Raw genomic sequence first — 13,357 nt, forward strand, 5'->3', positions numbered from 1 at the left:
CGCAGGGCAAGTCTTAATTTAATGTAAATTCTCTTTTTAGTTTGCTTAGTTGATTCACAACACTTGCGTTGTATTGTACATCTCCAATGCGTAAAATGAAACCACCTAAAATGCTTTCATCTATAATATTTTCTACTTCAACATTTTTTCCTGTAAGCTCTTTAGCTTTTGCTAAAACTTTCTTCTCTAAATCCGTTGTTAAAGCTATTGCAGTTGTAACAGTAGCTAACTCAATTCCTTTTGATTGATCAAATAACTGATTGTATTTTGAAGCAACATTACCTAAAATATCTATTCTATTATTACTAATCAACATGTCAATTAACCCTAAAGTTGTCTTATTTGAACTTTTAAACACATCCAATAAAACAGCTTTTTTAGCTGAAGAAGGTATTACAGGGCTTTGAAGCATGTTACTTAAATCTTCGCTTTCTGCAATTGTTTTAGCGATAGACTTCATATCATTATTTACAGCATCTGCCGATTTTTGATCTGACGCTAAACTTAGTACTGCTTTTGCATAACGTATTGCTGCTCTTGCTCCTGCCATTATATAATTAGTTTAATGATTTTTCACCTAACATAGTTTCAACCAATTTTAATTGCTTGTCCTTGTTAGATAATTCTATACGCACAACTTTTTCAGCAATCTCTAAAGATAAACCAGCTACATGGTTTTTAAGTTCTGCCATAGCTGCTTTCTTTTCGCTTTCAATAGCTGCTTGCGCTTGAGTAATCATTTTATTTGCTTGTTCTTGAGCTTCGCCTTTTGCATCTTCAATCATTTTGGTTTTGATTTCACGTGCTTCTTTTAACATAGTCTCACGTTCTGCTCTAGCTTCTTTTAGTAACTTTTGATTATCGGCCTGAAGGTTTTCCATTTCTAACTTTGCTTTTTCAGCAGAATCTAATGCATTTTTTATACCCTCTTCTCTATCGTTAACAGAATCCAAAATTGGTTTCCAAGCGAATTTTTTTAATAAAAGAATTAAAGCAATAAAAAGTACCGCTTGCCAAACAAATAATCCTAATGAAAAGTCTTCAAATAATTTTCCCATAATAATTTATATTTCTAAAAACTTATGTTTAATTTAAAAGAACAGCTATAACCAACCGTTATAGCTGTTTCTTGTTTGTCTTAAACTGCAAATAATGCAGCAAATCCAATACCTTCAATTAAGGCTGCTGCAATAAGCATAGCCGTTTGAATTTTTCCTGTAGCTTCAGGTTGACGAGCGATTGCATCCATAGCAGAACCACCGATTCTACCAATACCAATACCTGCTCCAATAACTACTAAACCTGCTCCTACGATTGCTGGAATTTCCATAATATATATATTAAATTAATTAAACATTCTATTTATTAATGACCTTCTTCGTGATCATGTTCTTCAACTGCCATACCAAAGTATAATGCTGAAAGTACTGTAAAAATATAGGCTTGTAAAGCAGCAACAAGCAACTCTAGAATAGCCAAAACAAACGCTAATAAAAATGATAAAGAACTACCTAACCAATTTTGGAATAAAAATATCATCCCTACAATACTCATTAAAACAACGTGTCCTGCAGTAATATTTGCATACAAACGAATCATTAATGCGAAAGGTTTAATAAGAGTTCCTAATAATTCTATTGGAGCTAATATTATTTTCATTGGAACAGGAACACCTGGCATCCAGAAAATATGTTTCCAATAGTTCTTATTTCCAGAAAACGTTGTTATTAAATAGGTGATAAGTGCTAAGCAAAGCGTTACAGCAATGTTATTAGTTACATTCATTCCTATTGGTGTTAAACCAAACAAGTTTACTATCCAAACAAAGAAAAACACAGTTAATAAATAACTCATGTATCTCTTATAATGCTTTTCTCCAATATTAGGTCTGGCAATTTCGTCTCTTACATAAAGTACAATAGGCTCTAATAGGCGCCCCATGCCTGTTGGCACACCATTATTCTTTTTATAAGATTTAGCCATTCTGCTAAACATAAAAAACATAATACCGAATACTAGAAAAATTAAAGAAACATTTTTAGTGATTGAAAAATCTAAAGGCTTTTCGTTAATAGCATGATGATGATCGTCTTCAATTATCTCTCCGTTTGGACCATCTACTTTATAAATTTTTGAGTGATGTACTTTGTAGTAATCTCCTCCAGCCTCAGCAACTTCTTCACCATGATGAAATTTAGAAGAAGAAAAAACCTTAAGGCCATTATCCCAAAGGATTACTGGTAACGGAAATCCAACATGCTTATGCTCACCATTATCAGCTGTATAAGAAAACAAGCCGAAATCATATGAATCTTGTAAGTGGTGTTGGATATATTCTTTTACCTCTGTTGCTTTGTCGGTTTCAGTTTCACCGTGTCCCTCTTGTTCTTTTCCATAAGAAACAAAGGTTAATAAAAGCAATAATAATGTAATTGGTTTTAAAGATATTTTTCTTCGCATATCACTCTATATAATAGTGGCTTAAAAATCGGTGCAAAGGTATGTTTTTATCTCAAAAACAAAAATTATTTTATCTTTTATTTAATTATGAAATCGTTATTGATTTTTTCATTGAAAAATACGCTACTAAAAAGGTTTTTTATTGCGCTATAAATCTTATTGTCAATACAATTATAAAGAATTCATAAATAAAATTATGACAATTTGTTTAGCCATTTACTTAGGCTCACCGTTTCTAGAATTAACCCCAAAACGTAGGGTACAAAAAAAGCAGCAAACTCAAGTTTAGTTATTTCTCCATCTTGCTTGTAGAAAGGATAAAAAACAATAAAAAAAACCGCAAACTTTAGAAAACTTCCAATTAAGAATAAAAAACCCAATTGACTTGTGTATTTGTCTTTTAGTAAAAATAGTCCTCCAAAAACAACAATAACTAACGTTAAATTAACAAGATAGGACGCTATTATTCTATTTTCGAATAAAGGAAGATTCAAGAATTTTAAAACGCCTAGGTGAATACCAAATCCGATAGCTAAAAGCAACAATACTTTTATGCTAAAACTAATAAAAGGATTACTCATTAATATTTAATTCGATTGACTTGTTTTAGAACAGCATAAAGCGAGATACCAACACCAAGAAGCGTCATAATTATAATAAATAGTTTATCGCCTTCATTAAACTTATTATCTAGCCACTTACCCAAAAGGACAAACAGATAAATTGTTACACCCATTTGTATTCCTATACCAGATAAAATAGCGACATTTTTAAGCTGTTTTTTCTGATTCTGCTTTTTGTTGTCTTTGCGGTGAACCATTATTCATTTCTTTTACAGCTCCCTTCATCATACATGTAACATTAAAGGTTGCTCCAGGCTCTACGGCTAATTTACCAACAACCACTTCGCCTTCAATATGTGCTGCCGATTTTAAAGTTAATGTTCCAGAAAGCGCCAATTTTCCAGAAAATTTACCTTCAAAGTAGGCATCGGTGCCTTGTAAAGTTCCTTTTATATAACCATGTTTACCAACTACTACTTTTCCAGAGGTTTTTATATTACCCTCAACAATGCCATCGATTCTAAAATCGCCCTCACTATTAAGGTCTCCTACAATCTTAGTGCCTTGAGCAATAAGATTTTGATTAGATGTTCCTTCTACCATGTTTTTGTCTTTTTTATTATCCGAGAACATAATATTGTTTGCTAATTATTACTTGTATTTAAATACGAATCTAAATTCTTATGAATTTGAATAATTTGATAATTTGAAGAAGACATCGCAAAGTAAGGTTTTGCTATTTTGCGCCAATCCTCTTTAGTTAACAATTGATCAAACGTTTTTGCAATCTGTTCATTTGTTAAACCATGAACGAGTACAAATGTTGTTTGAGGGTCATAGACATCCATAGATGCCTTTAATTTATAGTACTTAACACCCTTTAAAAAACCGCTAAGGGTGTCTTTAAAAGTATTAATTTCTGAAACTTCCGTGTTATCAAACTTAAATACTACTTTATAATTCTGAGCGATACTATCATTTGATTGAACAAATTCTGAATTTGCTAATTGCGGGATAATTTTTGATTCAATCTCCTGCGCTTTCATCCCTTCAGGTGCATTCGCATAAGTAACGGCTATATAATTAATAGCTTCACTGTAAGGTTTGTATCCATATAATCGTCCTGTTGCAGTCGCTTTTAAAAGTTCAAACTTTGCCACAATTGATTCGCCATCGAAAGCTGTAATATACTCTTCACACTTAGAAATCACCTCAGTATATTCCTGGTTTTCATACTTCTCATAAAGCTTTTCGTATAAATTTTCAGGACTGTTATCATCTGTCAGTGATGCCAATTCTGGGTTATTTAATAAGGTTGCATATCTTGAATCTGGATAATTAGAAACAATGTCATTTTTTGCAATGGATGCTTCATCACTTTTTCCTAATAATTCATAGATTTTATACAAATTATACTTTGATGGTAAAATCAATCGTTCCTCAGGATTGCTCTTTAACAAGTTTTGAAATTTGCTTTTAGCTAAGTCATATTCCTTAAACTTCTCTTTGTAGATTAATCCCAATTGGTAGTAGGCAAAGTTTCTTTCTTTTGAAATACTGTCAATTTCTTTTTCCTCGGAAGGAACTTTAGCTATATAAAACTGTGGGTCGTATAATTCTTCTTCTGTTGCTGTTGCCAAAATATCGCCGCCTAAAGGATTTCTAGAACCACTTGAACTACTTTTATTAGACCATCTCCAATCATCCTCTAAAGCTCTGTTTCCCCAAATTTTAGCAAATTCGTTTTTTCCATAAGCTACAGTAGTTGGATTGTAAAAATAAAATGCCGTAGCCGTTTGCCCTGGTAGACCTGCTCCTGCATTTGGTAATTGACCTCCAATTTTATTATTAACCGTAATTATTCCTTTGTTACGTTCTGCAGCTTCTCGTTTTTCCTTAGCTTCCTCCGCAGCGGTTTTTAAATCGTCTGTGAACTTTTGGAAAAACGCTAATCTTTCTGCTTCTGGCATATACACCAAATGTAAAATGCTGTCATTTATTTGAGCAACATCTTCATAATAAATAACATCTTCAAGATTATCTCTTTTTTTCTTAATAACTCGATAAGGCTTAGAGTCTACCATAAGGTTTATCATGGTGCTATCGTAATAAGCGCCTGCTTCTCTATAATCTGAAGCATCAAAATTCATATTACCAAGCGTTTCATAATTTTTCGCTTTGAGTAAATTATCTTGTGTATTCGTTCGAAGTGATTTATTATAGTATGTAACCGCTAAAGAATCGGATTGATTATTTAAATAATATTCTGCTATTTGATGATAAATCTTATCTAGAAACGGTCTGTTTTCTCTATTTTCTTCAAGCTCGGTAAGCTGCTCTAATAGAATTTGTTTATTCCCACTATTATAATCGAAGTTTTTTATTTTTTCTATATGAGCGCTTATCATATAGATTCGAGGCGTTTTCCTATTGAGTTCAATAACTTTATCGAACGCAATGTTAGCACTATCTTTATAACCTAATTGATTATATAGTTGCCCTTGAATAAATTTATATCTACCGCGTTCATCACCACTTTTGGTGGCATTGGATGCAATCTCTAACTGAACAATAGCACTATCTACTAATTTAGTGTTTAAATATGCTTGCGCTAACATAGAAGACGCATCTGCTAAGTCTTGGTCTTCGAGTTCTTCCTGATTTAATAAGCGTCTAAGGTTATTAATAGCAAGCTCATCATTCTCCAAACGGATGTTAGTTTTTTCTCTCCAAATTTTTGCTTGGTTTATTTTATCACTCGCCGGATATTTATAAAGAATAAAATTAAATGCTTCTAATGCGGGAACAAACCGTTGATCAAAATAACGCGATTTGCCAAGTAGTAAATATGCTTCGTCAATTTGAGGGTTTTTCTCTTTGCCTCCAATATTCATTGTATGCTTCTGAATAGCCTTTACTGCTTTTTCTTCAGCTTTACTAAAACTTTCATTTTTAGATTGTCCTGGTAATACAATCTCATCAAACACCTCCATGCGCTCTATTGGTAGAACTTCCCAGTAATTATCCCGATAATCTTCATTTAGGTCATTTCTACCTTCTTCAAGTGCTAAATAGCCATTATACAGCGCATTGAATTCTGTAGCAACAGCGTGAAAATTTCGGCTTATAAAATTGTCTTTTTTTCTAGAACAACTAGCGAGTATAAATATGACGCATATTATTGTTAGTATGGCTTTTATAGATGTTTTCAATACCTGACTATTTGATTAATACCAACTCAATTAGAAAATGTCATTTTATAATTAAATCGGTATGATAAATAACTACAAACACTTACATATATTATGCAAGTAGGTAAAAATAAGCATCTTTTTCGATTAACCTATAAAATACAGTGGATTTTGAAGAAAGTCCTAGTTCGTAAAATGCGCTTCAAGTTCTTTTAAAGTAGCTTCGCTGGTAACCAAATCTTTAACTAATTCTCCTTTTTCAAGCACTACAATGCGCTCGCAAACATCCGTAACGTGCAATAAATCGTGACTAGAGATTAGCACCGTTACATCTCTGTTTTCAGTTAGACCTTTTATTATTTCCTTTAAGCGAATTTGAGTAGTGGGGTCTAAATTGGCAAAGGGCTCGTCTAGAATAATAACTTCTGGGTTACCAATTAATGCAGCGACAATACCTGCTTTCTTTTGGTTTCCCTTGCTTAAATCGCGTAAATACTTCTTTTGGCCTAATATTTCACCGTGAAAAAAATCTTCAAACTGGCTAACTAGTTTGTCGACATCAGCTTTATTTTGACCTCGCAATTCTCCTATGAAATAAAAATATTCTTCAGCAGTTAAATAACCAATTAAAAAGCTTTCGTCTATAAATGCAGATGTAAATGGCTTCCAAGCTTCACTTTGGTTTACTTGAATATCATTACTTTTTATAAAACCTGTTGTTGGTTGAATTAAATCTAGAAGCAAGCTGAAATATGTTGTTTTCCCTGCACCATTATTTCCAACCAAACCAAAGCTTTGTCCCTTTGGAATATCCAAGGATTCTATATTTAAAACTTGATTTTCTGCGTATTTTTTTGATAAATTAGATGTTGTTATCATAATTGTAAATTATTAGTTGTTTTGATCGAATGCACCAATCATTTTATATTTTGATTCTAAATATTTTGCTGTGATAGCCTTCATAAGTCTTTGATGGAAAATAATCCCTACAATTCCCATTATAGCAAGTATTAAACACGCTATTTCAAAGCCAATTAAAAAATAGAAAATTGCAAATAGCCCCATTGGAAGCAATAACAACGGAATTCCAATAAGCCATTGTACCGCGCCTGTCCCTTGATAATTAAAGGCGGCTTTTTGCCCTAAATCTATCTTTTTTCTATTAAAAGACCCCCCGTAAAGAATAACATGTGTATTAACACCAATATTATAAATGGCAGCTACGAAATGAGCCAATAAAATTTTCCATCCAAAGAAAACATAAGGAATCCCTAGTATAAATAATATAGCCACACTTACTGCCATTAAAGTGAATTTAGATTTTAAATATTGCTCGTACTTAATATTTTGACTCATTAATAATTTGTAATATCCACTATCCCATGCTGGAATAAACTGACCAAAATTAATTAGGAAAATTCCAGTACAGAATACCCCGATAAAAACAAAAAACCATGGCATTTCTTGGTAAGTCGGCTGGGGATAAAAGAATAGACCATAAAGCAACCCTATGGCGAGCATCCAAACTGAAGACTTTGTGCGCTTATTTCTCCAAATAAGTTTTAAATCTAATTGCATAAACGGTGCAATGTCTCCAAAATTCTTTGTCCATTCTAGATTAGAAGTATTAACTTCTTTTATTTTAGTTTTCAACCCACTATCTAAAAATAGCTTTTGCCTCAATAACTTAAAATTATAAGCATAAAGCCCAATAAGAATTAATATTGGTATAAATAATAAAATCGGAGTTTTAGAAATGGTTGTTATTCCATTTGAAAGCGCTTGAGCAATATTTATTATTTCAAAATAATTTAACGCATAAAGACCTCCTACCAATAGAATAATAGGTAAAAATGATAATTCTGTCTCTGCAGATAAGCTTTCAATAATAAAATTGAGAAAGTTGTTAATCAAGGTTAATATTATCATTACTAATAACCAAACTAAAACTGTAGAGACATCATACCCGCCATATATTAGTTTAATGCTGAAAGGAATAACTGCAAATAATGGTAAAAAATTTATAAACGATGTTACCGATTTTCCTAATACGTAATTGACAATTGTTTTTCTTTTAATTGGAAGTTTAAGCAATGGTTTAACGCTCATCACTGGTAACTTCTGAAAGAAAAATCTAACTAAAATATCGCCTAGTATCCAAAAGAATATTAAGCCATTAAAAGCGACAAGCGGATCAAAATCTGGATACACTTCTTTTAAAATTTTATCCATAAAAAAGCCTATGAATAAAAATATACCCATAAAATAAAGTGCTATAAAGCCCATGAATATTTTAATACCTAAACTTTTTCCAAAGCTGGCAGATCTAAAAAAAGATTTCCACTCTAAACTTAAAAAGCGTTTTATCATTTTTGGTTAGTTTGAATTAATAAAAATAGAATTCTATGTGTTAGTAATATTTTTAATCGAATTGTTACAATCAAAGTAAAATTTACAAATCAACTTTACTACTTTTGTCAAAAATTCATTCATGTCGTCATTTCACACACTATCCGTTAAAGCAATAAAAAGAGAAACGGAAAAAGCTATAAGTATTTCATTCAATCTACCGGATAACTTAAAAGACGTCTTTTCTTTTCAGGCAGGGCAATATATAACTTTAAAAACCGAAGTTGATGGTAACGAAGTACGTCGGGATTATTCACTATGTGTTTCTCCTAAAAGTGGTGAATTAAAGGTTGCTGTAAAAGAAGTTAAAGATGGTACTTTTTCGGCATTTGCAAATAACACATTAAAGGTTGGTGACAATTTAGAAGTGGCTCCGCCAAAAGGTCGATTTGTTTTTCAACCTAACGACTCTAAAACTAAAAATATAGCGCTTTTTGCTGCTGGTAGCGGTATCACACCTGTCTTAAGTATTATAAAATGTGCTTTAGAGGAAGAAGTTAATAGCAAAGTGATACTTGTTTATGGTAATAAATCTACACAAGACACCATGTTTTTGAATGAACTTCTTGAGTTACAACATAGCTACAAAGAACGTTTTTCAATTCAGTTTGTTTTTAGTCAAAAGGATGAAGAAAATTCTATTTTTGGTCGTATTGAAAAAAGCACCGTTAATTATGTGATGAAAAACAAGCACAAACATGTTGAAGTTGATGCTTTTTATTTATGTGGGCCAGAAGCTATGATTCATACCGTTAAAGATGTGCTTACCGAACATGGTATTAAAGAGGAACGTATCCATTTTGAGCTATTTAAAGCAGCAAAACCCGCTGAAATTAAAGTAGAATCGTCTAGTGTAACCTCTGGGAATTCTAAAATAACAATTATTGTTGATGAAGAAGAAGCAACTTTCGAAATGTCTGCAAAACAAACCATTCTTGAAGCAGCATTAGATGAAGATTTAGATGCCCCATATTCATGTCAAGGAGGTATTTGTAGTAGTTGTTTAGCTCGTATTAAAGAAGGTGAAGCTACTATGCGACAAAACAATATTCTAACGGAAAGTGAAGTTGCCGAAGGTTTAATTTTGACTTGTCAAGCACATCCAACCACACCAACTATTATTGTGGATTATGATGATGTTTAATCCCCTCTGCCTTAAAGGCATCCCCGAGAGGGAGAAAACAAAACATAAATCCGTCTATTTTTAAAAGAATTCACGTCTTATTAAAATAAGTTCTGCATGAATCGAAAGAAAGACAACTCTATAAAATAGACTTAATTTTATTTACTATTGTTTCAGGTTTAATACTTCCTGCGGCTAGTTCATATCCTTCTGGATAGTTATTCCCATAAACAGAAGTTGGTATTTCAGGAAATTTATTTCGATCTGCAAGTAAAGCATAGTCTTTTGGTTGATTAAACGGTGCAAAACCAGCAAATGGATGTGTAACGCCCCAGATAGTCACTACTTTCACTCCTAACATGGCGGCTAAATGCGCATTTCCGGAATCCATCGAAAGCATTACATCTAGGTTTGAAATTATATCTAATTCCTCATCTAAAGTCAATTTGTTTGCTACGCTTACAACATTATTATGTTGATTTTCAATATCACTTAAAATTTGAGCTTCATTGATCCCTCCACCAAATAAAACAACTTTGTAATTTCCCGAAAGCGCTTGAATTACTTGTCGCATTAAATTTAAAGGATACATTTTACCTTCATGAGCAGCAAATGGCGCAATACCAATCAGATGTTTATGATTAGATTCCATTAATTGTTGCGATTTTTCATTTAGAACTGCCTTTTCTGGAAAAGTTGGCTTGCGGAGGTCAACTGAATAACCCAATCGTTTGAAAACATCTGCATATCTCTGATGGGTTGTTTTTAATTGGGTAAACTTACCCCCTGATGTTAAAAGACGTTTTTCCTCTCTTCCTTTATTAATACTAATAAAGCATTTACATCTTAGAAACTTTTTTAAAATCTTACTTCTTAATACACAGTGCAAGTCCGCAACTGCATAATATCTATCGTCTTTATTTAGTTCTCTAGCTAATTTGTATAATCCATAAACTCCTTTATGTTTTACTTTTAGGTCTGCTGAAAAGACTTTTACATGATTCAAATCTCTAAAAAAAGGTTTGAAAAAAGCGCGTGTTAAAACTGTTATTCTAAATTCTGGATATTGGTGGGTTAATGCTCGCAAAACAGGAACCGTCATAGCAACATCTCCCATGGCTGAGAGACGAATGACTAAAATATGTGTCGTTTTTATAGACATAAATATATTATGTCATGTTGAGCGTAGCCGAAACATCTTTAAAGCGAGATTCTTCACTTCGTTCAGAATGACAAACTGTTATTTTTGTGAACGAAGCACTGGATTCAATTCATCATCATTATACATTTTCATCTGCTTGTAGACCTTCATGTATTTATCCCCTTTTTCTATATCGTTTAATAGAGTATCGATAGCTGTAGATAAATCAACACGCTGCTCTAGTAAAATGTTTAATTTATTTTGACAAGATTCTCTATGAGAATCAGAAGCATCTGTACGAGTTGCTTCTTCATTCATATGGTACACTTTTAATGCCAAAATAGATAGTCTATCTACTCCCCAAGCTGGACTTTCGGTATTAATAGTTGCACCTTCCTTAACAGAAACATCTTTATATTTTTCTAAAAAATAACTATCTATATACTCAACCATATCTGTCCTGTCTTGATTGGAAGCATCAATTTGACGTTTTAAAGTCAATGCTGCGACAGGATTAATTTGTGGATCTCTAATAATATCTTCATAATGCCATTGTACAGTGTCTATCCAACATTTTCTGTATAATAAATGTTCTAATAAATCACTTTCTGGATACTCATTTTCGAATGGTTGATCCACCGTGTTAATAATGTGATATTTGGCAATAACATCTTGAAATATTTTATTAGCTTTTTCTGTAAACATGTTCTATAAATTTTAAAGCACAAAATTACATAAATTATACAAGAATCTATATCAAAAGATTCGTTGCTATTCTTAATTAAGATTCTTCTTTCCATTTTAACCATTGGTTTTACTAACTTTACTATTTAAATTTAGTTTCAAGACATGATTATTCACAATTTATCTGAACAAAATTCAATCTTAAATAATTTTATTTCAGAAATAAGAAGCGCTAATATTCAAAAAGATAGCATGCGCTTTAGAAGAAATATAGAACGTATTGGAGAAATTTTAGGTTATGAATTAAGTAAAACATTAAATTTTAAATCTTCCGAAGTTATAACCCCTTTAGGAAATTGTTCTATTAATTTAATTGAAAACAATATTGTTTTATGCTCTATATTAAGAGCTGGTGTTCCTTTACACAATGGATTATTAAATTACTTTGATGCTGCCGAAAACGCATTTATTTCGGCATACAGACATCATAAAAACAACCCAGAAAGTTTTGAAATCATAGTTGAATATTTAGCCTGTCCCAGCTTAGAAGGTAAAACACTTATTTTAGCAGATCCAATGCTAGCCACAGGACAATCTATGGTCGCTACTTACGAAGCTCTAAAACCTTTTGGCAAACCCAAAGAAGTACATTTAGTAAGTGTTATTGGAGCACAAGAGGGCGTTGATTATGTTGACAGCTCATTTACAGAAAAAACTCATTTATGGATTGCAGCAATAGATAAAAATCTTAACGACAAAGGATATATTATACCAGGTTTAGGAGATGCAGGAGATTTGGCTTTTGGCGATAAATTACAACACTAAAATTACAAATGGTACTAATAAAAGCAGTAATAAAAACACCTCTTTAAACCACTTTTCTTGAATAACTTCAATATAATTAGTGATAATAATTGCCAATGGAGCAAACATAAATAAGAATTCGCTTCCATCTTTCTCAGGTGCTAAAATTACAACCATAAAAGCAACTAGCATAGCTATTAAAATAACATTAAAAGAAGGCCTAAAAGCTTTCTTTTTTTGCTTTATTGTTTTAATAAAAAATATGGCAGACCATATTCCAAAAGAGAATAACATGGTAATGGCAGTTATAAATGCTGTTGAATTATAGCTACTAAAATCATAACTAAATTCGGGTAAAGTATTAAATGCGCTAAAAAAATCATCGTACCTTAAAATAGAAAGGCAAACCGTTATAAGAAAAACTGTAAGGACTCCAGAAAAGGGAATTATCCAATGGTTAAGTTTATTATCTGTATACAAGATCAACGAGACGATAATAATTATAAAAAACAAAATTGCCCAAAAGTAAAATAATGATGCAATTGCTATCCAAAAAGCTGCATCGAATAACTTTTTATTTACATTTTTCTGCGATCGAATACTAAGAACTCTCCGAAGCCCGAGCAACACAAAAAAATTAGCAAACAACATATTAATATTTGTAGTTGCTTGCACTATTGCTAATAAAAATAAGCTATAGAGTAAAATTTCATAATTATTATTCTTCGTTAGTTTATTCTTACTAACGATGAAGTTGAGAACCAAAATCGATATATAACATATTGAAAATAATACAACTTGTTTGAAAACAAAATCTATAGTTATAGGCTCATTTATTAGTTTAAAATAAGTGACTGAAAAAGCCAAAAGTGTGATAAAAAAAACAATGATGAAATTTATTGGCTTAGATTTACTAAAAATGCTTGTAATCATTAACTGTTTTTGTATTTTTGCCTTGTAAATATACTAACTATAATGTGGT

The 13,357-nt window shown here is 31.8% G+C and carries 15 protein-coding genes; 2 read left to right on the top strand and 13 right to left on the bottom strand.

Translation table 11 applies throughout. The annotated features are described in order from the left end of the window. Nucleotides 1–13 precede the first annotated feature (13 nt). The 10 genes from atpH to AC2D6V_RS03645 all read right to left on the bottom strand — a co-directional run bounded on the left by atpH (nt 14) and on the right by AC2D6V_RS03645 (nt 8,584). Complete coding sequence (gene atpH / locus AC2D6V_RS03600) at nt 14–550, bottom strand: ATP synthase F1 subunit delta (protein WP_484646681.1); 537 nt, start codon at nt 548–550, stop codon at nt 14–16. Nucleotides 551–557: 7 nt separating this feature from the next. After that, entirely contained in the window at nt 558–1,058 is a 501-nt protein-coding gene (locus AC2D6V_RS03605; RefSeq protein ID WP_484646682.1) for a F0F1 ATP synthase subunit B, read from the bottom strand. 80 nt (nt 1,059–1,138) lie between these two features. Further along, a complete protein-coding gene (atpE, locus tag AC2D6V_RS03610; protein ID WP_142784445.1) occupies nt 1,139–1,330 on the bottom strand; it encodes an ATP synthase F0 subunit C in 192 nt (63 codons plus the stop codon). A 35-nt stretch (nt 1,331–1,365) separates the two neighbouring features. Further along, a complete protein-coding gene (gene atpB, locus AC2D6V_RS03615) occupies nt 1,366–2,460 on the bottom strand; it encodes a F0F1 ATP synthase subunit A (RefSeq protein WP_484646683.1) in 1,095 nt (364 codons plus the stop codon). Nucleotides 2,461–2,654: 194 nt separating this feature from the next. Continuing rightward, on the bottom strand, nt 2,655–3,041 hold the full coding sequence (locus AC2D6V_RS03620) for a DUF6168 family protein (RefSeq protein ID WP_484646684.1): 387 nt from the start codon (nt 3,039–3,041) through the stop codon (nt 2,655–2,657). Then, nucleotides 3,041–3,280, bottom strand: a complete 240-nt coding sequence (locus AC2D6V_RS03625) for an AtpZ/AtpI family protein (protein ID WP_484646685.1) — start codon at nt 3,278–3,280, stop codon at nt 3,041–3,043. The genes AC2D6V_RS03620 and AC2D6V_RS03625 overlap by 1 nt, the downstream gene beginning before the upstream one ends. Then, entirely contained in the window at nt 3,231–3,656 is a 426-nt protein-coding gene (locus AC2D6V_RS03630; RefSeq protein ID WP_484646686.1) for a bactofilin family protein, read from the bottom strand. Before AC2D6V_RS03630 ends, AC2D6V_RS03625 begins: the two co-directional genes overlap by 50 nt. Before the next feature lie 11 nt (nt 3,657–3,667). Next, nucleotides 3,668–6,235, bottom strand: coding sequence for a type IX secretion system periplasmic lipoprotein PorW/SprE (porW, locus tag AC2D6V_RS03635; protein ID WP_484646687.1), 2,568 nt, complete (start codon nt 6,233–6,235; stop codon nt 3,668–3,670). Nucleotides 6,236–6,397: 162 nt separating this feature from the next. Beyond that, nucleotides 6,398–7,093: an ABC transporter ATP-binding protein gene (locus AC2D6V_RS03640; protein ID WP_484646688.1), complete on the bottom strand. Its 696-nt coding sequence runs from the start codon at nt 7,091–7,093 to the stop codon at nt 6,398–6,400. Between the two features lie 12 nt (nt 7,094–7,105). After that, nucleotides 7,106–8,584, bottom strand: a complete 1,479-nt coding sequence (locus tag AC2D6V_RS03645) for a DUF5687 family protein (protein WP_484646689.1) — start codon at nt 8,582–8,584, stop codon at nt 7,106–7,108. A gap of 121 nt (nt 8,585–8,705) precedes the next feature. On the opposite strand from AC2D6V_RS03645, the gene AC2D6V_RS03650 reads away from it, so the two are divergent. Continuing rightward, nucleotides 8,706–9,767 (top strand): 2Fe-2S iron-sulfur cluster-binding protein, encoded by a 1,062-nt coding sequence (locus AC2D6V_RS03650; RefSeq protein WP_484646690.1) that lies wholly within the window; start codon nt 8,706–8,708, stop codon nt 9,765–9,767. A gap of 118 nt (nt 9,768–9,885) precedes the next feature. On the opposite strand, the gene AC2D6V_RS03655 is transcribed toward AC2D6V_RS03650, so the two are convergent. Both AC2D6V_RS03655 and AC2D6V_RS03660 read right to left on the bottom strand, forming a co-directional pair. Then, nucleotides 9,886–10,908, bottom strand: a complete 1,023-nt coding sequence (locus tag AC2D6V_RS03655) for a glycosyltransferase family 9 protein (protein ID WP_484646691.1) — start codon at nt 10,906–10,908, stop codon at nt 9,886–9,888. Nucleotides 10,909–10,986: 78 nt separating this feature from the next. After that, complete coding sequence (locus AC2D6V_RS03660; protein ID WP_484646692.1) at nt 10,987–11,592, bottom strand: DUF4254 domain-containing protein; 606 nt, start codon at nt 11,590–11,592, stop codon at nt 10,987–10,989. Nucleotides 11,593–11,736: 144 nt separating this feature from the next. On the opposite strand from AC2D6V_RS03660, the gene upp reads away from it, so the two are divergent. Next, nucleotides 11,737–12,396 (top strand): uracil phosphoribosyltransferase, encoded by a 660-nt coding sequence (gene upp / locus AC2D6V_RS03665; RefSeq protein ID WP_484646693.1) that lies wholly within the window; start codon nt 11,737–11,739, stop codon nt 12,394–12,396. Here the strand turns inward: upp and AC2D6V_RS03670 are convergent. Beyond that, entirely contained in the window at nt 12,385–13,308 is a 924-nt protein-coding gene (locus AC2D6V_RS03670) for a DUF6427 family protein (protein ID WP_484646694.1), read from the bottom strand. The two genes, upp and AC2D6V_RS03670, sit on opposite strands and share 12 nt — an antisense overlap. Between the last annotated feature and the right edge of the window lie 49 nt (nt 13,309–13,357).

This window comes from Algibacter sp. YIN40 (assembly GCF_057219435.1).